The sequence below is a fragment of the Luteitalea sp. TBR-22 genome (genome assembly GCF_016865485.1).
GTDB lineage: Bacteria > Acidobacteriota > Vicinamibacteria > Vicinamibacterales > Vicinamibacteraceae > Luteitalea.
Map to the genome: position 1 here is coordinate 6,308,836 of NZ_AP024452.1, position 23,541 is coordinate 6,332,376.

Consider the following 23,541-nt stretch of genomic DNA (forward strand, 5'->3'; position numbering starts at 1 on the left):
CGCCTCATGGCCCTTCGAGACATCCCCCGCGCTCCCCTGATCGCCCTCGGCCTGATCCTGCTGATGGCGATCCCGTCGTTCGCGGAGTTCTACACCGACTGGCTGTGGTTCGAGGAGGTGGGCTACACCGGGGTCTACCTCAAGTCGATCACCGCGCGCTCGGCGATGGGCAGCGTCGTGTTCCTGGTCGCCGGCGCCTTCCTCGCCTTCAACCTCTTCGTCGCGCTCAGCGCCGTCCCGCTCCGCAACATCGTCGTCGTCACGCCCGAGGGGCCGCGCACCATCTCGCTGCAACCACGGCGGCTGCGCCCGGTGGTGTGGCTCGTGTCGGGGCTGCTGGCGCTGCTGATGGCCGGCTACGCGTCGACGGGCTGGAGCAGCTACCTGGCGTACCGGCAGGCCGTGCCGTTCGGACAGGTGGACCCGGTGCTCGGGCGCGACGTGTCGTTCTACCTGTTCCAGTGGCCGTTCCTGTCGCTGGCGCAGCAGCTGTTCTTCCTGATCGCGCTGCTCGCCGTCGTCGCCACCGCCGCGGCCTACGCGCTGGCCGGGAACCTGGGCCTGCGGATCGGCCGGGGCATGTTCATCACCGAGAGCACGCGCCGGCACCTCTCGATCCTGGTCGGGCTGCTGCTGCTGGCGCTCGCGCTGGGCGACTGGCTGGAGATTCCGCAGCAGCTCTTCGAGCCGTCGGGCATCATCACCGGCGCGTCGTACACCGACGTCCACGCGCGCATCCCGGCGCTGCGCGTGCTGGCGCTGGTCGGCGTGGCGGGCGCGCTGCTGGCGCTGGTGCAGGCCTTCAGCGTCAGGCTGTGGCCGATTGCCCTGGCAGTGGGCGGCTATGTCGCCGTGTCGATCGGCGGCACCGTATACGCGACGATCGTGCAGCGCGTGTACGTCGCGCCGAACGAGCAGGTGCGGGAGACGCCCTTCATCCAGCACAACATCACGGCGACGCGCGAGGCCTTCGGGCTCAACGCCGTCGAGGAGCGGCAGCTCTCCGGCGACGCGACCCTGACGCGCGCCGACCTCGACCGCAACGCCGACACGATCGACAACGTGCCGCTGTGGGATCACCAGCCGCTGCTCGACACGTTCTCCCAGATTCAGGAGATCCGCACCTACTACGACTTCGTGTCGGTGGACAACGACCGCTACACGATCAACGGCCGGCGCCGGCAGATCATGCTGTCGGCGCGCGAGCTGAACTCGGAGAGCCTGCCGAACCGGACGTGGATCAACGAGCAGCTCACGTTCACCCACGGCTACGGGCTGACGCTCGGGCCGGTCAACGAGGTGACGCCCGAGGGCCTGCCGATCCTCTTCATCAAGGACCTGCCGCCGCAGTCGGTCGTCGACCTGAAGGTCACCGAGCCGTCGATCTACTTCGGCGAGCTGTCCAACGACCACGTGTTCGTGAAGACCCGCACCAAGGAGTTCCACTACCCGTCGGGCGAGGACAACGTCTTTGCCGAGTACGAGGGGCGGGGGGGCGTGCCGGTGGGCTCGTTCTTCCGCAAGCTGCTCTTCGCGATCCGGTTCGGGTCGGGCAAGGCCCTGCTCTCGGACGACCTGCGCCCCGACAGCCGCGTGCTCTACTACCGGCGCATCAGCGAGCGGGTGCGCAAGATCGCACCGTTCCTGACGTACGACCAGGATCCGTACGTCGCGATTGCCGACGGGCGCCTCTACTGGATCCAGGACGCCTACACGACGAGCAACCGCTACCCGTACTCGAGCGCGATCGCGGGCGGCACCAACTCGTCCATCACCAACCAGTCGATCAACTACATCCGCAACTCGATCAAGGTGGTGATCGACGCCTACCACGGCACCACGCACTTCTACCTCGTGGATCCGTCCGACCCGCTGGCGCAGACCTACGCGCGGATCTTCCCGGGCCTGCTCAAGCCGCTGTCGGACATGCCCGCCTCGCTGCGCCAGCGGCTGCGCTATCCGCAGGACATCTTCTCGGTGCAGGCCAGCATGTTCGCGACGTACCACATGCAGAGCCCGTCGGTCTTCTACAACAAGGAAGACCAGTGGGAAGTGCCGTCGATCGACGTCGGCGAGCAGCCGGTGCGGATGGAGCCCTACTACACGATGATGAAGGTGCCCGGCGAGAAGGGCACCGAGTTCATCCAGATGCTGCCGTTCACGCCGCGCCAGAAGGACAACCTCGCCGCGTGGATGATCGCGCGCAGCGACGGGCCGCACTACGGCAGGCTCGCGGTGTTCCAGTTCCCGAAGCAGAAGGTCGTGTTCGGGCCGCGGCAGGTGGTGGCGCGCATCAACCAGGACCAGGCGATTGCCCCGCAGATCACGCTGTGGAACCAGCAGGGCTCCGAGGTGATCCAGGGCACGCTGCTGGTGATCCCGATCGAGGAGAGCCTCATCTACGTGCGGCCGCTCTACCTGCGCGCGTCGAACGGCCAGATTCCCGAGCTCAACCGCGTCATCGTCGCGTACAAGGACGGCATCGTGATGGCCGAGACGCTCACCGAGGCGCTCGACCGGCTCTTCCCGGCTGACGGCACCGCGCCGAAGCTGACGTCGAGCGAGGAGGCGGCGGCGCTTGCCGCCGCGCTGGTGATGAACAACCCCGCCGCCCCGGCCGACGCCAAGCCCGGCACCGCCGGACAGGCCGCGACGACGACTGCCGACCCGACCCGACCCACGGCGGCCGGCACGCCCCAGACCCGCCCATCGACCCCCAACGGCACGCTGACCCAGCGCGCCGAGTTCCACTACCGACAGGCCCTCGAACGACAGCGGCTCGGCGACTGGGCCGGCTATGGCGAGGAGATCCGCGCTCTCGGCCTGGTGCTCGAAGAGATGCGCCGCGCCGAGCAGCAGAAAGCGCCGCGGTAGGCAGGTCGGCCGCGCCGGGCTCACCTCGTCGGCGCCTCTGGTTCGCCCCTTGCAAGACTTCCCGGGGTGCACGCACGTGCACCCACAGTCGACCTGAACTGGAAGGGAGTTCTTACATGGCCCGTATCGTCCCCATCGTCATCACCGCCGCCGCGCTCTGCCTGCTGCCCGTCGGTGTCGCCAACGCCGAGCCCGACGCCGCCGCGTCGGCCCGACATGACACCTCGCCGCGCGTGTGGCCCCTCGACCTGCGGCGCGCCGTCGAGGCTGCGCCGACCGTGAGCCCGCCGCTCTCGCTCACGCGCGCCTCCGCCGTCGTGCAACGGCGCGGCCGGCCCTCGGCCGGCCCGTCGATCGGCAGCGTCGGCCTCGGTGCAGTCGGCGGGTTGTCGGAGTTCGAGATCGGGCCGAGTTTCCGCTACTGGATCAACGAGCGGGTCGGCGTGCAGGCGCACCTCGGCTTCGGCGGCGACCAGGACTTCATCGGCGACGATGTCGAGTACCTGCGCTTCGAGCCGACGTTGATCGTGGCGATCGGCGACTTCGGCAACGACGCGCTGAACGTGCGGCCGTACGCCGGCGGCGGCCTGCGCGTGTTCCGCACCGACATCGGCAACGACTTCGACGACACGACGGTGAAGCCGGCCGGCGTGGGCGGCGTGGAGTTCGGGTTCCGTGGCGCGCCGCGGTTCAAGGCGAGCGTCGAGCTGAGCGTGTCGGGGGGCAACGACCTCGAGGACTTCAACCTGGGTAACGGCCCGTCGATCGGCGGCGCGCGGGTGTCGGCGCTCGCGCACTACTTCTTCGACTGACGCCGCGCCGGCCCGTCGACCTGAAGGTCGACGACTACGTGTCCGAATGATGCCCGTCGGCCAGGGCCGACGGTTACGTCGTCGGATGATGTGGGCGTCGAGCTTCAGCTCGACGCGCGGCGCCGGTCTTCGGCCAGGGCCAACGGCTAGACGATGACGTCGGCGCCGTCGAAGGTGCGGATCGCGAAGCGCGCGTCCGGCTCGGGGAGCAGCTCGCGCAACTCGCGGAGGACGCCGATCGCGACGGTCTCGCCGAGGCGGAGGCCCGCATCGGCGTCGGCGCGCCACTGCACGCCGGCCCAGGCCCGTCCCATGGCGACGTTCCAGGCCAGCTTGTCCAGTTCGCCGCCGACCGTCAGCGGCGTGTCGATCGCCACGAGTTCCTGGCCGTCTGGCGTCGGCTCCACCGGATCGGGCAGCTCCCAGTCGGAGGCGTAGTAGGCCTTGAGCACCGTGACCATCGCACCCGCGGTGGCCGCGTGCGCGGCAGGGTAGGCCGGATGGATCGGCGCCCCTTCCGGCCAGGCGACGGGCAGCAGGAAGCCGCCCGTGCGCCGCCGCGCCTCCCCGCACGCCGCCGATTGCAGGAACCTGGCGTCGGGCCAGGCCGCCACCGGCGCGCCCGACGCCGCGGCCTCCATGCGGCCGCCGAGTTCCTCCGGACGCAGGCGCCTGTGCAGGACCCACTTGTGGAACCACGCGGCGCGCAGCGCGTGCATCGCGACGCGCGAGGCGAGGTCGACGATGAAGGGCAAGCCGAAGGTGACGTATCCGGCCTGGTTGCGCGAACGGACGTACGGATGATCCGGCGTCACGGGCGCCCGCAGCGACTCGAGCAGCAGCGCTGCCTGCAGCCCGGCCTGGCCCGGATAGTCGGTGCGCGTCCACGTGGCGAGATCGCGCCCGCAACAGATGTAGCGGCGGCCCGTCGTCGAGACGTCGCGCGACGGCAGGTCGCCGTTCTGCGACGCCAACCACTCGTCCCACGTGGTGAGGAAGGACTCCCCTGCCGCCTGCGCCGGCACGCGCGCCGAGAGCACCTGCGCCCCCATCGGCACGGCCCGCAGCAGGAACTGCGACACGACCGGACCGCGCGCCGCCCCGGGCATGGCGGCGAGCGACGCGGGGGAGGTCGGTCGGCCGGCGCGGGTGAGGTCCTGCGCCGCCCGCGCGACGAGCGGGTCGACCGCCTGCATCGCGAACGGCACGTCGCGGGTCAGCGCGAGCCAGTAGGCCTCGATCGCGTCCTGCGCGAAGGTGGCCGATGCGAACGACGGCGGCGCCGGCGCGCCGAGCATCGCCGCGTCGAGGCCCTCGAGGGCGTAGGCGAAGGCGGCCTGCGGCGACACGAGGCGACGGCGCCCGCCGAGCGGCACGTCCTCGAAGCGGGCCTCACCGGCCCCGGAGGCCGCCCGCGCCAGTGCGGCGTACGCCGCCGGATCGACGATGCCGAAGGCGTCGTGCGGCAGGCCCTTGCTGAACATCGCCAGGTGCGCCGGCACGTCGGTCTCGTCGGTGGTCGACGCCCGCGCCGGTACCGCCGCGCTCGCCGCCGCGAAGGCCGCCTTCACGCGAAGGCCGTAGGCCCGCAGTCGCCTCGGCTCACCCGGCGAGGTCGGCAGCGCCTCCCGGAGCCACGCCGCGTGGTCGCCCATCGACATGGTCAGGGCGGGAACGACCTCGCTGCCCGGGACCACGCCCGCGGCACCGGCGGTCACGACCCGGCGAAGCCAGTCACGGCGATGCATGTGGCCCCAGCATCGCACAGGAGCAGCGTCAGGGCTCCAGCGTGTAGATGCTCACCGGGTAGTCGGGGTCGGGCACGTGCGCCAGGAAGCGGATCCCCGGCGTTCGGCGCAGGCGGCCGTCGAAGTCGAGGAAGTCTGCCTGCTCGTACCGGTCCTCGTGCACGACGACGTAGCGGGTGCCGACCCGCCGGAGGGCGTCGAGGCTGGCGCCGCGCGGGAACTCGATCATCGCGCCAAGCAGGTCGATGTAGTCCCGCGGGAAGTAGCCGCTGTAGCCGTTGACCATCGGATGACGATGGGTGCGGCCATGGAAGGTCCACTCGGCCTCGTAGTGCGGCAGGGACCTCGCCCTGGCGATCGGGAGGTCGATGACCGCGCCTGGTGGCTGCTGCCTCAGCCAGCGGGCGTACAGGGGCGGCCGCTGGACCCACGCGTGGAGCGGCCCGACGTTGGAGGCATACTCCAGCGTCAGGGCGGCCAGGAGGCACGCGCCCAACGCATGTCTCCGACGACCGGCGGGCAGGCGCGACAGCAGCGTCGCCGCCCCGGCAGCCGCGAGCACGGCGAGGCCGAGCGCGAAGACCATGCCGAAGCGCGCCGGCGCGCGCAGCCCGCGCAGCAGCGGCAGCAGCGCCAGGGCGACGCGATACAGCGGCGTGTTGGTGCCCATGGCGAGCACCGCCGACACCACCGTCATGACGACGTACATCGGCACCGTGGCAGCCAGCCGGCCGCGACGCAGGCCCCACACGGCGACGCACGCGAGGACCAGCGCGGTGATGCCCGGGAACAGCCGCCCCTCCGGGATGCCGAGGGTGGCCGTGGCGCCGTACAGGCGGTTGTCGGGTGGCGTCGACAGGAAGGCTCCCGGGTTGGCGCTCCAGCGCGCGATCTCGTGCGCACCGCGACCGCCGAGCGCCGACTGGTTGGCGCGGTACGGGGCGCTGTAGGCGAGCAACGGCCCGATGGTCACGAGCGCGCCGACGAGGAATGCGCGGGTGATGGCGAGCAAGGGGGCCTGGCCGTCGCGGCCGCTGGTGCCGGCCTCCGCTCGGGCAGTGGGGGCCGGGGTGCGCAGCCGCGCCAGCACGAGCACGGGCGCCGACACCGCCAACGCGAGCACCAGGAAGACGCCGTAGTAGATGCAGCTCAGGAACTGCCCGAGCACGAACACCGCGGTGAGCACCCCGTCGCGGACGCGACCGGTGCGCACGGTGCGGTGCAGCCCCCAGCAGGCCAGCGGCATCCACTGGGACCACTGCAGCTCGAGGTGCATGATGTGCTCGATCCGGTACGGCAGGAACCCGAAGATGGTGCCCGCGACCAACGCCGGCCAGTGCAACCCGCGCGCCTGGCCGCCCTCGGGCAGCAGGTCGCGCACCAGCAGGTAGGCACCCAGGGCCGACAGCCACGGGCCCAGCAGCAGGACCACGTTGGTCACCGGCAGCAGCGGGGCGCCCGCCGCCAGCCAGGGCGTGGCGAGCAGTCCCTGCAGCAGCACGGCGTCCGAGAAGGCGAGCACGCGCGTCGCAGGGTGGAAGATCGGCGGGTCGAACAGCCGTGACGGGTAGGTCGTGAGCGCCTCGGCAATCCACGACAGGCGCCACATGTTGAAGAGCGCGTCGTGATGCTCCGGCGCGTGGGTCATCAGGCGCGGCACCGACGGCCACGTCACGACCGTGGTCAGCGCGGCGAATATCAGCCCGACCGCGAGCCACTCCAGTGCAGCGCGCCCCCTCGACGGACGCGTCGTGTTCCCACCCTCCCCCGGCACCACAGCAGGGTACTATCTCGCGCATGTCGAGCAGTCGTCGCGCCTTCCTGCAGCAGTCACTCGTGGCGCCCCTCGCCGTCGGCGAGGTCGCGGGCACCGTGGACCGGGCACCGGGCACCGGGCAGGGGGGCGGGCTTGTCCAGGCCGCAGGGGCGCAAGCGGGCGCGGCCACGCCGGCGCCGCGCAAGCCCAGGCGCCTGCGCCCGGGCAGCGTCGTCGGCATCGTCGATCCAGCGTCGGCCACGTGGGATCCCGTCGACGTCGACATCGTGGTGGAGTCGCTGGCAGCCCTGGGGTTGAAGGCGAAGCTGGGAGCGCACCTGCTCGATCGCCACGGCTACCTCGCCGGCCGCGACGAGGACCGCGCCGCCGACGTGATGGCGATGTTCACCGACCCCGGGGTCCACGCCGTGCATGCGCTGCGCGGCGGCTGGGGCTGCGCGCGCTTGCTGCCGCACCTCGACTTCGACGCGATCGCCCGCAACCCGAAGATCCTGCTCGGCTACAGCGACATCACGGCACTGCTGCTGCCGGTGTACGCCAGGGGCGGATTCGTGACGTTCCATGGGATGAACGGCGCCTCGGAGTGGAACACCTTCAACGTCGGCTGGTTCAAGCGCCTGCTGATGCAGGGCGAGGCGGTGACGTTCACCAACCCGCTGTCGGCGGGCGATCAGCTCGTGCCGACCGAGAACCGCATCCGCACGATCACGCCGGGCGTGGCGCGAGGGCGGCTGCTGGGCGGCAACCTGACGGTGCTGACGACGATCATCGGGTCGGGCCTGCTGCCCGACTTCCGCGACGCGATCCTGTTCGTCGAGGACGTGCAGGAGGCGCCGTACCGGATCGACCGCATGTTCATGCAGCTGAAGCTGGCCGGCATCCTGGACCAGGTGAAGGGCGTGATCTGGGGCCGGTGCACCAAGTGCTCGCCGGGTGAAGGCAGCTACGGGTCGCTGACGATCGGCGACCTGCTCGACCACTACCTCGCGCCGCTCAAGGTGCCCGCCTGGGAAGGCGCCCAGATCGGCCACATCGACCGGCAGTTCATCATGCCGCTCGGCGTGCAGGCCGAGATCGACGCGGAGCGGGGGTCGATCCGGATGCTGGAAGCGGCGGTAATTTGAAATTTGACATTTGCAATTCTGGGCGGCCGGCCTGTCGGCCTTACCGCTCGAAACATCCGCCGGGGCGGTGGCGAAGCCGCGCCCCGCGAGAATTTCAAATGTCGAATTTCAAATTGCCAGCATCGCCTTCACCTGCTCCCCCACCGTCATCGGATCGAAGGGCTTGAAGATCACGCCGCGCGCGCCGGCCGCGATCGCCTCCTGCTCGGCGCCCTCGTGCGTCGCACCGGTGAGGAACACGATCGGCACCCTCGGCCAGTCGGGGTCGGCGGTCAGTTGCCGGCACACGTCGATGCCGTCCAGGTCGGGAAGGTTCCAATCGAGCAGGAGCACGTCGAAGGCGTTGCTTCGTGCCGCCTCGAGCGCCTTCTGTCCCTCGTCCACGATCGAGACGTCGAACCCGGCCCGGCGCAGGCCCAGGCGGGCCACCATCGCGATTGACTCGTCGTCGTCTGCCAGCAGGATGCGCATGTCCACTCCATCATCGCCCGAACGGCACGGCCGACAGCTTCCGCGTGCCGAGCACGACGTACACGTCGGTCACCAGGCCGTGGTCGTCCACATCGACCTGCAGCACGTAGCGGGGCGCGACGCGTGCCGGGACCGATCTCTCCACCATGATGGCCGGCAGCCCGTTCACCATCAGGGACTGCACCCGCTGCGACGCCACCGGCTTGCGTGACAGCCCGAGGAACAGGGCCGCGACCCGGCTCCGCCCGACGACCGGAACCGTGCTCGAGGCGAACTCGCCGCCGCCGTCGGACATCGCCCGGGCATCGGCCGCAAGCATCGACTCGAGCCCCCGCACGTCGCCCGCGGCCAGGTGATCGAGGAAGCGCTGCAGGGCCACCTGCGTCTGCCGTTGCCGCGCCGCGGTGAGGGGCCTGCGCGACGCGTCATACCGGGCCAGGGCCAGCCGCGCGCGTGAGTGCAGCTTGCGGGCATTCGTCTCGGAAACGCCGAGTGCCTCGGCGGCATCTCGGGCCGAGTAGTCGAACACGTCCCGCAGGAGCAGGACGGCCCGCTGCATCGGCGTCAGCACCTCCAACGCGAGCAGGAAGGCCACCGACGCGCTCTCCACCAGGTCGTATCGCAGCCCGGGGTGCATGGCGTCGTCGGCGCGCTCCCACACCAGTGCCCCGTCCTCGACCGGCGAGGGCAGCCAGGCGCCCGGGTACCCGGTACGGCGCCTCCGGCGCAGCAGGTCCCGGCCGAGATTGAGCGCCACCCTCAGGAGCCAGGGCCTCCAGCTGCGGCCCGTGTCCGCGGGCGGGTGGACCATCGCCCGAAGGAACGTCTCCTGCAGCACGTCGTCGGCATCGGCTGCGTTGCCCGTCAGTCGGTACGCGACGTTCCAGAGGAAGCGCCGATCTTCGGCAAACACCCGGTCGAGGCTGTCTCCCCCCGAATCCACCACGTCCGTCTCCGTCGCGCAAGCCTACCAGTCGCCGCGGCGTGTCACGAAATGCCCCGGCCATGCGTGATGAGGGTGATTGCCGTCACGTTCCCCCATTCCACAGGACAGCTCACTCATGCTCACGACCATCCATCTCGGCGCCGCGGTGCTCTCGCTGGCCAATGCGGTGACTGCACTTCTCCTCTCGTCGGTCGTCGTCCCGCCGGCGCTGCTGCTGGCGCTCGGGACTTGCTCGGTGCGGCAGTCGCTCGGTGAGCAAGGAGCCCTGCGATGACGACGCTGGTCACGGGTGGATCCGGCCATCTCGGGCGTCTCCTGGTCGCCGACTTCGTGCGGGCTGGCCATGCGGTCCGCGTCATGAGCAGCCGTCCGCGCCGCATCGAGAGCGAGTCGACCGACGCATGGGTCCACGGTGACCTGATGACAGGCGCAGGAGTGGCCGCGGCGGTCGCCGGCGCCGAGGCGATCGTGCATCTCGCGTCCGACCCACGGCAGGCGCGTCGCGTCGACGTCGAGGGGACCCGCCTGCTGCTGGAACACGCCCGCAGCTCTGGCGTCTCCCATGTCGTGTTGGTCTCGATCACCGGGATCGATCGGCCCGGCATGCGCGAGTTCGGCTACTACCGCTGCAAGCTCGAGGCAGAAGAGTTGGTCCGCACCTCCGGCGTGCCGTACTCGATCCTGCGCGCCACGCAGTTCCACTGCTTCCTGGACCTGTTGCTGCGGCAACTGGCGCGGGTGCCCCTCGTGCTGCCACTCCCGAGGGGCTTCCGGTTCCAGCCGGTGGACGAGGGCGAGGTGGCCGCGCGGCTCGCGCGCTGCATCGGCGACGGTCCCGGCGGCAGGCTTGGCGATCTGGTGGGCCCCGAAGTGCTCGATGTCGAAACGCTCGGCAGGCTGTGGGCCGAGGCCAGGGGCGTGACCAGGCCGCGGATCCGGATTCCGGTGCCGGGCCCGGTGGCACGCGCGTTCCGGGCTGGCTCGAACACCAACCCCCACGCCGATCATGGCGCCGTCACGTGGCAGGAGTGGCTGGACCGTCACGCGCCGGTGCCCGGCGCCGTCAGTACACCTTCAGGTACCGCTGGATCTCCCACGCGCTGACCTGCTGGAGGTACTCGAACCACTCGCGACGCTTGGCCTCGATGAAGTGCTCGAAGATGTGGTCGCCGAGCGTGTCGCGCATCAGCGTGCTGCGCTCGAGCTGGTCGAGAGCCGCGTCGAGGTTCGACGGCAGCTCGTCGATGCGCAGCGAACGCCGTTCGCGATGGGACATCTTGTAGATGTTCTTGCTGACAGGGGCGCCCGGATCGAGGTCGTTGTCGATGCCGTCGAGGCCGGCGCGCAGCATCGCCGCGAACGCGAGGTACGGGTTGCACGACGGATCGGGCATCCGCAGTTCGATGCGCGTCGCCGCGCCGCGCGGCGCCGGGATGCGGATGAGCGGACTGCGGTTGCGCTCCGACCACGCGATGTGGGTCGGCGCTTCGTAGCCCGGCACCAGGCGCTTGTACGAGTTGACCAGCGGATTGGTGATCGCGCAGAACGCCTCGGCGTGCTGCAGCAATCCGCCGATGTAGTTCATGCACGTGCGACTGAGCTCGAAGGGGCCGTCGGCGTCGTAGAAGGCGTTGACCCCGTCGCGCAACAGCGACTGGTGCGTGTGCATGCCCGACCCGTTCACGCCGAAGACCGGCTTGGGCATGAAGGTGGCGTGCACGCCGTTGCGCCGGGCGACGTTCTTGACGACGAACCGGAACGTGCTGACGTTGTCGGCCGCCATGAGCACGTCGTCGTGCCGGAAGTCGATCTCGTGCTGGCCCCAGGCGGCCTCGTGGTGCGCGGCCTCGACCTCGAAGCCCATCTGCTCGAGCATGAGGACGATCTGCCGCCGGACGTCCTCTCCCTGATCGACCGGCGTCAGGTCGAAGTAGCCCGCCGCGTCGTGCGTCTCGGTGGTCGGCTCGTCGTCGCGCGTCTGGAACAGGAAGAACTCGGCCTCCGGGCCGGCGCTCATCGTGAACCCACGCCGCCGGGCCTCCTCGATGGCCCGCTTGAGCGTCTGGCGAGGACAACCGGCGAACCCGCTGCCGTCGGGGTTGGTGATGTCGCAGATGAGCCTGGCGACCTTCTCGCCCGAGGGATCGGTCCACGGGAAAATGCGGAACGTCGACAGGTCGGGGGTCAGGTACATGTCCGACTCCTCGATCCGCACGAACCCCTCGATCGAGGACCCGTCGAACATCACCTTGCCGTCGAGCGCCGTCGCGAACTGCCGATCGGGCACCTCGACGTTCTTGATGACGCCCAGGATGTCGGTGAACTGCAGGCGCAGGAACTTGACGCCCGCGGCCTCGGCTTCGGCGAGGATCTCCCGCTTGCGCGCCGCGAGGGCCTGGTCCTGTACTTGATCGCTCAAAGCGCTCTCCCTGACGTGTCGATCGCTCCGCTTCGACGTCCCGCGGAGTCTGTCACAAGTGTAATCCCCGCCGGGTCAACCTTCGGGACACACTTGCCGTCTCATCTGCCGAGGAAACACGCAGGAGGCGTACAACATGCAGACCCGACTCTGGATGGCCGGAGCGGCCACCGTCGCCCTGGTGAGCACCGGCGTGCTCGCCGCCCACCCACTCGTTCAAGGTGAATCAGCGGTCACGCCCATCGAGGACGCCGGCCAGGACGTGCCCAAGCAGGCGCCGGGCCGCGACATCGAGCAGATCGTCGAGAAGGCGCTCGAGCAGGCCGGCATCCGCAATGGACAGTTCGACATCGATGTCCGCCAGATGGTCGAGCAGGCCACCAGGGCGGCTCAGGACGCCGTCAAGGACGTCGACGTGAAGGTGATCGTCGACGACGCGATGCAGGAACTGGGCGATCTGGCCGGCGGCGACCGCCTGCGGATCGGCGTCCGGGCCCGTGACGTCACGGCGGACGAGGCCAAGGCAGCCGGCCTCCCCGGCATCGCCGGTGCCTTCGTGGTCGAGGTGCCTGCCGAGTCCCCCGGCGCCAAGGGCGGCCTTCAGGTCAACGACATCATCCTCACGGTCGACGGCGAGACGGTGCGGAGCGCCCGCCAGTTGTCGCGGGTGGTTGCCGAGTCGCCGGACGGCAAGGCGCTGCAGGTGAGCTACGTCCGCGGCGCCACGCGCGGCACCGCGACGGTGACGCCCGAGCGCCCGGCGCCACGCCGGATGACGATGCGCGGCGGGGGTGAAGGACCGATGGTCCACCGCTTCGAGCGTCGGGTCGGGCCCGGCGGCCCCGAGGGACCGGGGAACAGGGAGCAGTTCGACGTCTTCGTGACGCCGCCGCCCGGTGAGGGACAGGAACGCCAGTTCTTCTACCGCCGCGGACCCGAGGGCGACGTGCGCATCCGGACGAGCCGGGGTCGCCTGGGCGTCATCGCCCAACCGCTCACGCCGCAGCTGGCGACCTACTTCGGGGCGAAGGCTGGCGTGCTGGTGTCGCAGGTCAACGAGAACACCCCCGCAGCCAAGGCCGGCATCAAGGCCGGCGACGTGATCACGTCGGTCAACGGCAAGCCCGTCGCCGACGTGGGCGACATCATCGAGAACCTCGAGGGCGTGGCCGACGGCAAGGCCGTGCCGGTGGAAATCGTCCGCGACAAGAAGGCGCAGACCATCCAGGTCACGCTCCAGGCCCCGGCTGCCACGTCTGGCGACCGGGTCGTCACACGGAGCCGCCGGTTCACGGCATAGTCGTCACGGAGGCCGAACTGCGGCCTCCGCTCCTCCGTCTCAGTACGACATCGGTGACGTGTCCCTGCAAGAACGAGGAGAGTCAGTGATGATGATGGCGCTGCGTGCCGGAATCGGCGTGTGCGTGCTCGGCCTGAGCACCGTGGCGCATGCCGCGACCCCGATCACTCTGCCGCTCGGCAGCGATTTGGCGCTGCTGGCCGGCAGCACTCCCATCGACCTGCCCGTGCCCCCGCCACCACGGGTCCCGCGGCCCGATGTGTCGCAGATGCGCCTGGTGATCAAGCCGCAGCCCAACAAGGGATGCGACGAGGACGCCCAGCGGATGCGAGGCGCCAGAGCCGAGCGACCCCGTGGGGTCGCTCGTAGCGAGGAGCGAGCCTGAGGCAGGAAGCGGCAGACGGCGCGCCGCCTGCCACCAGGGGCGCGGTCGGAGAGACCGCGCCTGGCCCTCAAGCCGTCTCCGCCCTCAAGCCGTCTCCGAGGGGATGAGCACCGCCAGTTGCGCGGCGACGATCTGCGCGAGCGCGCGGGTCGCCGCGGCGGCCTCCCGGCCGTGGCGGATTTCGGCGGCCAGCACTCCCACACACCCCTGAGGCACGAGCAGCGGCACCGCAATCGCGCCCGGCGCGGTCTCGGTGGCGTCCACCACCTGCGTCACGGCCGCACGCCAGGCGGCCGCCGTCGCGTTGTCCGAGTCGCGCGGCAACGTCGGGATGCGCCGCAGCGCCTCGTCCGGATACCCGTAGGTCAACAACGGCTTGAGCGACTTGCCGGTCGCATCGGTCACCCACACGATCACCCCTGCCGCATCGAGCAGGCGCGCCGCGCGGCCCAGGGCGTCGCGCAGTTCGTCGGCATCCTTCACGCGCGCCAGGTCCGTGCACACCCTCGCCGTCGCATCGAGCGCGTCGTCGCCGACGACGCCAGCGACGCGCCGCGGCTCGGCTGGCGCCGTGACCGCGACAGCGGCGGGGGCGGGCGCGGGGGCAGGCGCCGGCGCCTCGACGCGGGCCGGCGGCGCGAGGCTCAGGCCCTCGGCGGCGGGCGCGGCGACCGGGGCATCGACCCGACCGGCACGTTCGTTCAAGTGGAGTGAGGACTCGGGCGCGTGCAGTTCGACCGCGGGCTCCTCGCTGCGTCCGGTCGGCAGCAGGAGCAACGACACCAGCAGTCCGGCGCCTGCGGCGGTGCCGGCCAGGACGTACTGGAGCCGACGCTGGTCGTAGCCGGTGCGCGCCGGTCCGACGAGGGCGGCCACGGCTTCGTCCACCTTGGTGCGGACGATCGTCGAGGTCTTGAGCCCGTCCTCGTACACCGTGTCGGCCGCCATGAGGTCAGTGCCGTTGACGACGAAGCCCCGGATCTTGCGGTCGATGCCCTCGTAGACCTTGAGCGCGCGATCGGCGTCGTCGAGCGCCTCGATGGCCGCTGGCTGGCCCTCGGCCTGGGCGCGCAGCGCCGTCAGCCCCTGCGTGAGGCCGGCCATCGCCTCGGCGAACCGGGCTTCCCAGAAGTCGAGGCCCTGCCCCTTGGCCAGGTACGCCTGCTGCGCGGTGCGCGAATCATCGAGCCCGTGCATCACCTGGTCGCGCAGCGCGTCGAGCGACTGTTGCTGGCGGAGGCCGTCGAGACGACGTTTCTCGAGGACGTAGGACTGCCACGCGGCTGCCGCGAGGCCCGCGACGAGCAGCAGCACCAGGGTGATGCGGACTGCTGGTCGCGTCATGCCGTCACGACTCCGAGGGCTTTGCTGCCACACCACGCGTTCGGATGCATGCAGGTCGGTACTATAGCAACTGCGGCGCTGGCAATCTGAAATTTGAAATCGGGGCGCGTCGGCTTCGCCTGGCGCGGTGAGGGCCGCCGCCACCTGAACCACACCTCACGTGATCGTCGACCTCATCGTCAACCCTGCATCGGGGCCCAACCTGCGACGGGTGCGACGCGCCGAGCGCGTCGGATTCGTCAGCAAGGTGCTGCGAGCGCACGGGGCGACGACCATCCGCGCGACCGTAACAACGGGGCCTGGCGACGGCGCCCGCGCCGTGCGGGACGCACTCGCGGCGGGCACCGACCGGGTGGTGGTGTGGGGTGGCGACGGCACGCTGAACGAGGTCGCGGGGGCGCTGCTCGACTCCGGTCACGCGCTGGGCATCGTGCCCGGCGGATCGGGGAACGGGTTCTCGCGCGGTCTCGGCCTGCCGCTCGATCCGGAAGCGGCGGTCGCGGTGGCGATGCACGGCCGGGCGCGCGACATCGACTCGGGACTGGTGGACGGTCGGCCCTTCCTGAACCTCGCGGGCGTCGGTTTCGACGCCGCGGTCGCGGAGCGCTTCAACACGCGCAACCTGCGGCGCGGCCTGGTGCCCTACGTCACCTCGATCTTCCACGAGTGGCGCACGTTCGACAGCCGCACCTTCACCATCGGGATCGACGACGACGCGCCGATCGTCGTCGATGGCCACTTCGTCGTCGTGTGCAACGGCCAGCAGTACGGACACGGGGCCCGCGTGGCTCCCGGCGCAGCGTTCGACGACGGCCAGTTCGACGTGGTGGCGGTGCCGCGCATCACCCTGTCGCGGCTGGTGCGTCATGGCTGGCGCCTGTTCAACGGCACGCTGCCGGTGGTGCCGGGCGTGTTCACGGCGCGCGCCCGGCGCGTGGTGCTGTCGCAGTCGGACGCGCTGCCGATACACCTCGACGGAGAGGTGTTCGACAGCGCGACGAGGCGCATCTTCGAGGTGCGCCCGCACAGCCTGCGCGTGATGACCCCGTAGGGCGGGGTGCTTCGGTCCCCTGCTATCGTCGGCGGCGCGGCGCTGCCTGCGGCTTGACGTCCACCACGAAGCCACCGCTGTTGTCGCCCACCTCGTCGTCGTTGACACCGAGGAACAGTTCGCCAGTGCCCGGCATCGGGACGAGCGACTGGTTGCCGATGCCGAACGGCGCGCCGTTGCCGACCCGGCCGATGAGTGCACCGGCGAGGGCGCTCGGCAGCGGTGCGCGGTCGGCGCGGCGGCCGCTCGCCGCACCCGCAGAGCTGGCGCGGTCTTCCGGCGCGGCGCTGAGCTGCGCCTCGCCCTGCACGGAGAACGTCACCAACTGGCCTTCGACGACGCGGATGCCGGTGGGCGTCCAGGGCTGGTTGGCAGGCACGCGCACGCCGGATGCCGACGACGGCATCATCGCCGCGTTGGCAGAAGACGAACCGGTGCCGGGCGCTGCCGCCTGCGTGCCCGGGTACTCGCCGAGGTAGACGCGACCCACCTGCTCGGCCGGGATGCGCCGTTCCTCACCGGCGGTGGTCCTGAACACGAACACGCGCCTGTCGTTCTCCTTGTCGGACCCGACGCCCCCCTCGATGTCGACGAGGCGCCCGGGCACGAGCTGGCTGTTGCGCATGACGACGACATGGTCGGTGCCCCGCGCTGCCGAGGTCTCCGTGTCGGGCAGGCCGCGCGCCCCGCCGACGTAGTCGATCACGACCAGTTGGCTCACTGGAATGCGCCGCTGGTCGTTGGGGCTGACGCGGACGTATAACGTGCCACCGTTGAGGTCCTCGAGCCGTCCGCTGACGCGTTCGCCCGACCGCAGCAACACGGTGACGTCGTCGGAGCCCTGTGCGCGCAGGACCGGGCTTGCAGCGGAGCCGACGAGCAGCCCGGCCATGGCGACGATACGGATATGTGAAGAAATGCTCACCGATGCCTCCTCGTGCAGATCATGCAGTAGGAGTCTGCAAGGGCTAGGCCACGCCTGACCGTCGACCTGAAGGTCGACGGCTACGACTCCGTGAACGGCGACGAGTGGAGGATCCGTAGGCGTCGAGCTTCAGCTCGACGCGCGGGCTCAAGACTCATGACTCATGACTCATGACTCATGAGCAATGAAAAGGCGCCCCGTGAGAGGCGCCTCTTCCGTAACCCGTAAGCCCGAGGGAAGGCTTTCTGCCCTCGAGCCGTGAGCCTGCTAATCCACCTTGCGCAGCGGGATGACGTCGCCGGCCGGCTTGGGCTTGAGCATGTCGGCGAACTTCACCGGCGGCAGGTCCTGGAAGAGCGTGTCCCACTTGACGCGCTCGGACGCGTTGCTCGACTGCAGCCAGTGGCGGGCGGCGCGCGCCTCGCCGAAGGCCGCGTCGGCGATGCCCTGCAGGCCGGGCTCGTTGGGCAGCGTCTCGGCGATGGCCGCGCGGATGGCGGCGCCCGACGAGTAGCCGAGGTCGTAGCCGGTGGCCTTGGCGACCTTCAGCACGATCAGCGCGTCCTCGAGGGCCTCGCCCGGGGCCGGGAAGGCACGCGAGGCGAACTGCAGGCGCCCCTGGTAGTTGGTGTACGACGCGTCCTTCTCGATCGAGGCGGCGCCGGGCAGCACGATGTCGGCCGCGGCGGCCAGCGGGGTCATCAGCACGCCCTGCACGATGAGCGTGCCGATGCGGCCGGCGGCCTTTGCGTCGACGATCCACTGCGTGTCGCCGAGCGAGCCTGCCGGGCCCGGGTCGAACACGTACAGCACCTTGACCGAGCCGTCGCCGACGGCCTTCTTCAGGCCGGCGAGGTCGGGTGCGCCGGCCACGTCACCGACCAGGCCGAGCATCCTGGCGCCGGCGACGTTGGGGGCATCCACCGGCGGCACGACGAACTTCGTGTTGGGCGGCTGCACCTTGGTCGACGTCGTCCACGCGACGTCGAAGGCCTGCTGCGCGCGCTCGCCGAGGAGCTTCTGCGCGAGCTTGCCGAACACGAAGAGCTCCTCGTGACTGGCGTGCGCCGAGAGCAGGAAGCGGACCTGGCCGTTGGCGGCGGTCAGCACGTCGCGGGTGCGGTCGAGCGCGTCGTTCCACGAGGCGGCCTGCTGGCCCTGCGCGCTGCCGAGGATCGGGCGCGTGAGGCGCTGGTCGCCCTCGATCCAGTGGTACTCGAACCGGCCGATGTCGCACATCCAGAACTGGTTGACGTCGGGGTTCAGGCGCGGCGTGAAGCGCACCAGCTGCGCGCCCTTGGCCCATTCGGGCTTGGCGCGGAGCCACGCGGTGATGTTGCAGCCCTTCTCGCAGCGCGTGCAGATCGTGTCGACCGCGCTGGGGTTGTCCCAGGGGCGCGACTTGAAGCGGTAGTCGCGCGTCGTGATGGCGCCCACCGGGCACACGTCCATCAGGTTGCCCGACAGGATCGAGTGAATCCCCTTCTCCTCGAACGTGGCGATCTCGCTCGAGTTGCCGCGGGTGAGGACGCCGATCTGCGCGTCGCCGTCGATCTCGCGCATGAACCGGATGCAGCGCGTGCACATGATGCAGCGGTTCCGGTTGAGCATGAGCGTCGGGCCGAAGTCGACGTCGGCCTTCACGCCCTCGCCGTCGAACACGCGACGCGGGAACTCGTTGCGGCTCGCGTCGGGCCCGAAGCTGTACGAGAAGTCCTGCAGCGGGCACTCGCCGCCCTTGTCGCACACGGGGCAGTCGAGCGGGTGGTTGAGGAGCAGGAACTCGAACACGCCCGCCCGGGCCTTCACGACCTCGGGGGTCTCGGTGTGCACGACCATGCCGTCGGCCGCGGTGATCGAGCACGACACCTGCAGCTTGGGCATCTTCTCGATCTTGACGAGACAGACGCGGCAGTTGCCATCGACCCCGAGGCCGGGGTGATAGCAGTAGTACGGCACGTTGATCCCGCTCTCGATCGCGGCCTGCAGCACCGAGGTGCCCTTGGCAACGGTGACCTCGCGGCCGTCGATGGTGAGGGTGACTGTGTCCATGTCTTCAGTATTTCCGAGGAAAAGAGACCGTCGGGCAGCTGATCTGCCAATCGGGGATCTTAACAGAGCCTCGCGGCTTGCGGCCCGCGGGACTCGGGGTCGGGGCTCGGGGCAGGCCTTAGGGCTCAAGGCTCAGGGCTCAGGGTCCAAGGCCCAAGGCCCAAGGCCCAAGGACGAAGGACGAAGGACGAAGGCCGGTCGGCCCGCTCGTGGCGCCCGGCCCTACCGCTTCGCCTTCTCGATCCGCACCAGGGCGCCCCCGTCCTCGTTGAACCGGAGTTCCCGGACGCGACCGGTGACCGGCAGGACCACCTCGGTCACGCTTTCGCTGGCGATGGCCAGCGCCTTCTCGGTGCGCCCGTCCTGGTAGGCGATGGTCACCGACATCGGCACCTCGAGCGGCTTGCCGGACTGCTCGAGCACCAGCCGCACCGCTCCCGACGCCGGAGCCTGCCCGTCGGCGCCGGCGGTGCCGCCCTCCACCATGTCCCAGGACGGCCTGACCGTCGGGATGTCGGCGCCGTACACCCATCCGTCGAAGAAACGGTCCAGCGGCCGGCCCGCCTCGGTTTCCATCGCCCGACGGAGGTCGTCGGTGCCCACCCGTCGGTAGCGGCTCACGCCGTAGAACCGCTGCAGGCCGCGGCTGAACGCGTCGGGGCCGAGCACGCGACTGAGCATGTGCAGCACCAGCGCACTCTTGTTGTAGACCGTCGACCGGAACATCCGGCTGTCGCCCTTCATGTGTCCGATGCGATAGCCGAGCCAGATGGGTCCCTGCTCGGCCGCCTCCATCGAGGTGCGGGCCAGCTGCCGGAGCATGTTGGCCACCGACTCCCTGGGCCGCACCTTCTGGGCGTACAGAAGCGCAAAATATTGTGCGAATCCCTCGCTCAACCACTGCTCGTGGTAGTTCTCCCCGGCCACGGTCTGGCCCCAGAACTGGTGGGCGAGTTCGTGCGCGACGAAGAACTGCGGGAAGTCGTCGAAGGCCACCGGGTCGCGGGCCCAGTTGAACGGCGTCCCTGGCATCGGCTGATGGAGCAGCGCGAAGTAGGCCGGGCTGTGGCCACCGGGCAGGGTGTCCTCCACCAGCGCCAGCCGGAAGGACGAGAAGGGCAGGTCGTCCACCACGTCGGCGTAGAACCCCAGGATGTCGGTGACCGTCGGCAGCAGTTCACGGGCGCGCCCGGTCAGCCTCGGCTGGCTCCACATCTCGACGGTAGCCTGGTCGTTGAAGACGCCGGGGGCGACGCGGGATCGGCGCGGCCCCGCGGCCGGGTCCGGCGCTGGACGCCGGACCTCCGCGGAGGTGACCTGCACGAGGCGGCTGATCGCCACCGACAGGTACCGGACCGGCCGCTCGGCCCGGAACACGAAGGCGCGGCGGGGCTTCACGTTGGGCGCCACGACCGGCACCGGCGGGTCGGCCGCGCCGCTGCCGAGCACCGTGTACTCCTCGGGCACCGTCATCCGGATGCGGGCGGTCGCAAATGACGTGACCACCCCCTGCGGGTACCAGTAGGCGCGATAGCTGTAGACGTAGCGCGGCTCGGGCTCGAGCGAGAACTCCGACACCATCTGCTGGCCGACCTGCCCGGCGGTGATCGACTCCCTGTCGGGCGTGGGTGGCGACAGGCGGCCGCCATACGAGACGCGGAGCCGCAGCGTCTGCCCGCGCCGCACCGAATCGGGCAGGTTGACGATGATGTTCTGCTGCCCCCGGACGCGCAGCGCCAGCAGGCGCCCGAAGGAGTCGGCGGTGACGGCGCGCAGGGTCAGCGGCTCGGCGAGCCGCAACGTGAGCGTCTGGACGGCCGCGCCGGTGATGCGGAGATCGAGGTCGGCACGACCCTCGATCCACAGGCGCGCCGGGTCGAACGAGACGTCGACGTTGTAGTGCTCGACGACGTAATCGACGCGATCCTCGTCGTTGTAGCGGAGCTCGCCACGTTGGGCCAGCGAGCGCGCGGAGGTGTAGACCGACACGTTCTTGCGCCGCTTCCGGTCGAACAGCGACACGTCCTCCGACTCGCCGCCGCTGCGCGCGTAGGTCAACTGGCCGTACCGCGCAAGATCCATGTCCACCAGCACGTCGCCGATGGGCGGCACCAGGTTCCAGGTGTCGCGACTGAGGTCGCTGAGGTCGAGGCTGTAGGACTGCCCGACCTGTTCCGCGAAGAAGCGACGCGCCTTCTCGAGGCCGACCCGATCCACCTCCATCGGCGTCAGCGACTGCAACGTGATCCGCTGATCGACGTCGACCGGATTGACCCGCAGGAAGAAGCGCGACACGCGGGCCCGCAGCTGGTCCTCGCCAGCCACCAGCCGGATCTGGCCCTTCTCGGACTCGCTGGGTGGCGCGAAGGTGACCTCGCCCTCGCCCACCACGACGAGCGCCGTGATGAGTCCCCGCACCTCGGCGGCCCAGGCGACGCCCGAGGGCACGACGATGGTGAAGTCCTCGCCGCGCACGGTGAGGTCGTGCACGGCGAACTGGCGGTTGGCCAGCGACAGCCGCACCAGGCCGTCGACCTCGCTCAAGCGGGCTGCGGCCCTGACGCGCGCCTCGGCGGGATCGGCCGTGATCGGACCGACATCGAACCGCCACGAAGACACCCGCGCCGTGGTGGCCGTCTCGACGAGGATGTCGGCCAGGATGCGCGCCCCGTCGGCACCGAGTTCCTGCCGATCGCGCTCGCGGACGACGACCCTGGTGGTGAGCGCGCCGGCGCTCTCGCTGGCCAGCGACTCGACCTGGGCGGCGTCGGCGTCGGGCGTGAACAACGCGGCGACCTCGCCAGGCGTCCCGCCCTGCAGGGCGCGCTCCATCCGCAGGTACAACGCGCCGACGGTGTCGGCCGGCTGCGCGACGGCAGGCGTCGCCCAGCACAGCGCCGCGACGATCAGGAGCCTGGCTGCGAGCCGCATGGGGACCTGAGGTCGATTCTAGCGCTCCACGCAGGTAGGGCGGCGAGTCCCTCGCCGTCGCTGTGCGATAGCGGCGCGGTCGGAGTCCGCGCCCTACCCCTGCGTCGGGATCGGCGGCGGGGCCTGGTCGTCGAGGCGACGGACGACCAGCACCGTGAGGTCGTCGAACAGCGTCGTGTCGTCGGTGTGCGCCTTGACCTCGTCGATGACGCGACGGGCGACCAGCCCGGAGCGCAGGCCGCCCATCTGGTCGGCGAGGACGCGGAGTCCCTCCGTGTCGTACGGCTGGCCGGCAGGCGATTCGGCCTCGGTGATGCCGTCGCTGTAGGCCAGCAGCAGGTCGCCGACGCCGAGCGTCACCCGGGCCTCGGTGTAGGTGGCCTTGCGCGACAGGCCCAGCGCCATGCCGGTCGGCGCCAGCCACTCGACACGCCCCGACACGCGACGGAACAGCGGCGGGTTCTGGCCGGCGTTGACGTAGATGACCTCGCCGGTCACCGGGTCGCACAGCGCGATGAACGCGGTGATGAACCGCGACCGCGGCGCGTGCCGCATCAACTGCTCGTTGAGGCGCGTGGCGAGGATCGCCGGGGGCAGCGCCTCGTCGAGCAGCGTCCGGGTCATGGCGAGGAACAACGCCATCATCAGCGCGGCAGGCGTGCCCTTCCCGGCCACGTCGCCGAGGATGACCAGGACGCGCCCGTCCTCGCGGGGCAGGATGTCGAAGAAGTCGCCGCCGACCGTGTTGGCCGGCTGTGTCTCGCCGTGCGCCTCGATGGCGCCCTGCGTGAGCGTGCCGGCCGGCAGCATCGCGCGCTGGATGTCGCGGGCGACGTTCAGCTCGTGCTTCAGCGTCAGCCGGTCGGCGACCTCGAGCAGCAGGATGAGGTGGATGAGGCCGAAGGCGACCAGCAGCTTGAAGAGGCCGTTGTCCCAGAACGGCTCGCCGGGGTCCGGGGTGAGGCCGTCGATCAGCCCGAGCACGAACAGCAGCAGCGCCATCGCGTAGAGCAGGCGGCGCGCCGCGGTCAGCCGCATCGCGAAGGCGAGGAAGAACTGTCGTGCGTTGCGGAAGGGGTGGCGCAGCAGGTCGCGCTGCGTCACCTCGGCCTGCTCGGTGCCCTGGGTGAAGAAGGACACCATGGCGCGCGTGTCGCGCGTGAACACGCGCTGCAGGTCACGCGCCGTCAGGTCGCGCGTGTAGTCGTCGATGAAGGCGCGCGCCCGGTCACCGAACTTCTGCTTCGCCATGGCAATTTGAAATTCGAAATTCGAAATTCTCGGCGGCTCGGCCTCTCGGCCTTCGCCGCTCGAAGATCAGCAGGGCGCCTCGGCGGTGATGGGCGGGTGGCCGGAGGCCCCCGCCCGAGAATTTCAAATTT

At 70.4% G+C, this 23,541-nt stretch carries 18 protein-coding genes; 8 read left to right on the plus strand and 10 right to left on the minus strand.

The genetic code is table 11. The features are described from left to right. The first annotated feature begins 6 nt into the window (after positions 1-6). A complete protein-coding gene (locus tag TBR22_RS25990; protein ID WP_239490761.1) occupies positions 7-2,874 on the plus strand; it encodes a UPF0182 family protein in 2,868 nt (955 codons plus the stop codon). A gap of 116 nt (positions 2,875-2,990) precedes the next feature. Beyond that, entirely contained in the window at positions 2,991-3,686 is a 696-nt protein-coding gene (locus TBR22_RS25995; protein ID WP_239490762.1) for a hypothetical protein, read from the plus strand. A gap of 146 nt (positions 3,687-3,832) precedes the next feature. On the opposite strand, the gene TBR22_RS26000 is transcribed toward TBR22_RS25995, so the two are convergent. Both TBR22_RS26000 and TBR22_RS26005 read right to left on the minus strand, forming a co-directional pair. Next, the gene (locus TBR22_RS26000) at positions 3,833-5,434 is read right to left on the minus strand and encodes a hypothetical protein (RefSeq protein ID WP_239490763.1); all 1,602 of its coding nucleotides are present in this window, start codon (positions 5,432-5,434) and stop codon (positions 3,833-3,835) included. 28 nt (positions 5,435-5,462) lie between these two features. Further along, positions 5,463-7,208, minus strand: a complete 1,746-nt coding sequence (locus tag TBR22_RS26005; protein ID WP_239490764.1) for a hypothetical protein — start codon at positions 7,206-7,208, stop codon at positions 5,463-5,465. A 23-nt stretch (positions 7,209-7,231) separates the two neighbouring features. Between TBR22_RS26005 and TBR22_RS26010 the strand changes: the two genes are divergently transcribed. Beyond that, entirely contained in the window at positions 7,232-8,335 is a 1,104-nt protein-coding gene (locus TBR22_RS26010; protein WP_239490765.1) for an LD-carboxypeptidase, read from the plus strand. 108 nt (positions 8,336-8,443) lie between these two features. Here the strand turns inward: TBR22_RS26010 and TBR22_RS26015 are convergent, their stop codons facing one another. Together TBR22_RS26015 and TBR22_RS26020 are read right to left on the minus strand one after the other, a co-directional pair. Further along, positions 8,444-8,806 (minus strand): response regulator, encoded by a 363-nt coding sequence (locus tag TBR22_RS26015; protein ID WP_239490766.1) that lies wholly within the window; start codon positions 8,804-8,806, stop codon positions 8,444-8,446. A 10-nt stretch (positions 8,807-8,816) separates the two neighbouring features. Then, on the minus strand, positions 8,817-9,749 hold the full coding sequence (locus TBR22_RS26020) for a sigma-70 family RNA polymerase sigma factor (RefSeq protein ID WP_239490767.1): 933 nt from the start codon (positions 9,747-9,749) through the stop codon (positions 8,817-8,819). A 118-nt stretch (positions 9,750-9,867) separates the two neighbouring features. Here TBR22_RS26020 and TBR22_RS26025 point away from each other — a divergent pair, with 118 nt between their 5' ends. Together TBR22_RS26025 and TBR22_RS26030 are read left to right on the plus strand one after the other, a co-directional pair. Further along, a complete protein-coding gene (locus TBR22_RS26025; protein ID WP_239490768.1) occupies positions 9,868-10,026 on the plus strand; it encodes a hypothetical protein in 159 nt (52 codons plus the stop codon). Beyond that, on the plus strand, positions 10,023-10,856 hold the full coding sequence (locus TBR22_RS26030; RefSeq protein WP_239490769.1) for an SDR family oxidoreductase: 834 nt from the start codon (positions 10,023-10,025) through the stop codon (positions 10,854-10,856). The genes TBR22_RS26025 and TBR22_RS26030 overlap by 4 nt, the downstream gene beginning before the upstream one ends. Here TBR22_RS26030 and glnA read toward each other — a convergent pair. Beyond that, positions 10,816-12,171, minus strand: coding sequence for a type I glutamate--ammonia ligase (glnA, locus tag TBR22_RS26035; RefSeq protein WP_255665301.1), 1,356 nt, complete (start codon positions 12,169-12,171; stop codon positions 10,816-10,818). The two genes, TBR22_RS26030 and glnA, sit on opposite strands and share 41 nt — an antisense overlap. 136 nt (positions 12,172-12,307) lie before the next feature. Here glnA and TBR22_RS26040 point away from each other — a divergent pair, with 136 nt between their 5' ends. Further along, a complete protein-coding gene (locus TBR22_RS26040) occupies positions 12,308-13,471 on the plus strand; it encodes a PDZ domain-containing protein (RefSeq protein ID WP_239490770.1) in 1,164 nt (387 codons plus the stop codon). Between the two features lie 88 nt (positions 13,472-13,559). Further along, positions 13,560-13,856 carry a hypothetical protein gene (locus TBR22_RS26045; protein WP_239490771.1) on the plus strand — a complete coding sequence of 99 codons (297 nt, stop codon included), beginning with the start codon at positions 13,560-13,562 and terminating at the stop codon, positions 13,854-13,856. Positions 13,857-13,940: 84 nt separating this feature from the next. Here TBR22_RS26045 and TBR22_RS26050 read toward each other — a convergent pair whose 3' ends face one another. Continuing rightward, positions 13,941-15,200, minus strand: coding sequence for a GAF domain-containing protein (locus TBR22_RS26050; RefSeq protein ID WP_239490772.1), 1,260 nt, complete (start codon positions 15,198-15,200; stop codon positions 13,941-13,943). A gap of 160 nt (positions 15,201-15,360) precedes the next feature. Between TBR22_RS26050 and TBR22_RS26055 the strand changes: the two genes are divergently transcribed. Then, positions 15,361-16,251: a diacylglycerol kinase family protein gene (locus tag TBR22_RS26055; protein WP_239490773.1), complete on the plus strand. Its 891-nt coding sequence runs from the start codon at positions 15,361-15,363 to the stop codon at positions 16,249-16,251. A gap of 22 nt (positions 16,252-16,273) precedes the next feature. Here the strand turns inward: TBR22_RS26055 and TBR22_RS26060 are convergent, their stop codons facing one another. The 4 genes from TBR22_RS26060 to TBR22_RS26075 form a co-directional block, all read right to left on the minus strand. Next, the gene (locus TBR22_RS26060; RefSeq protein WP_239490774.1) at positions 16,274-17,176 is read right to left on the minus strand and encodes a hypothetical protein; all 903 of its coding nucleotides are present in this window, start codon (positions 17,174-17,176) and stop codon (positions 16,274-16,276) included. 267 nt (positions 17,177-17,443) lie between these two features. Further along, a complete protein-coding gene (locus TBR22_RS26065) occupies positions 17,444-19,228 on the minus strand; it encodes a 2Fe-2S iron-sulfur cluster-binding protein (RefSeq protein ID WP_239490775.1) in 1,785 nt (594 codons plus the stop codon). A gap of 222 nt (positions 19,229-19,450) precedes the next feature. Then, positions 19,451-22,159, minus strand: a complete 2,709-nt coding sequence (locus tag TBR22_RS26070; RefSeq protein ID WP_239490776.1) for a M1 family metallopeptidase — start codon at positions 22,157-22,159, stop codon at positions 19,451-19,453. Positions 22,160-22,252: 93 nt separating this feature from the next. Continuing rightward, complete coding sequence (locus TBR22_RS26075; protein ID WP_239490777.1) at positions 22,253-23,410, minus strand: PP2C family protein-serine/threonine phosphatase; 1,158 nt, start codon at positions 23,408-23,410, stop codon at positions 22,253-22,255. Between the last annotated feature and the right edge of the window lie 131 nt (positions 23,411-23,541).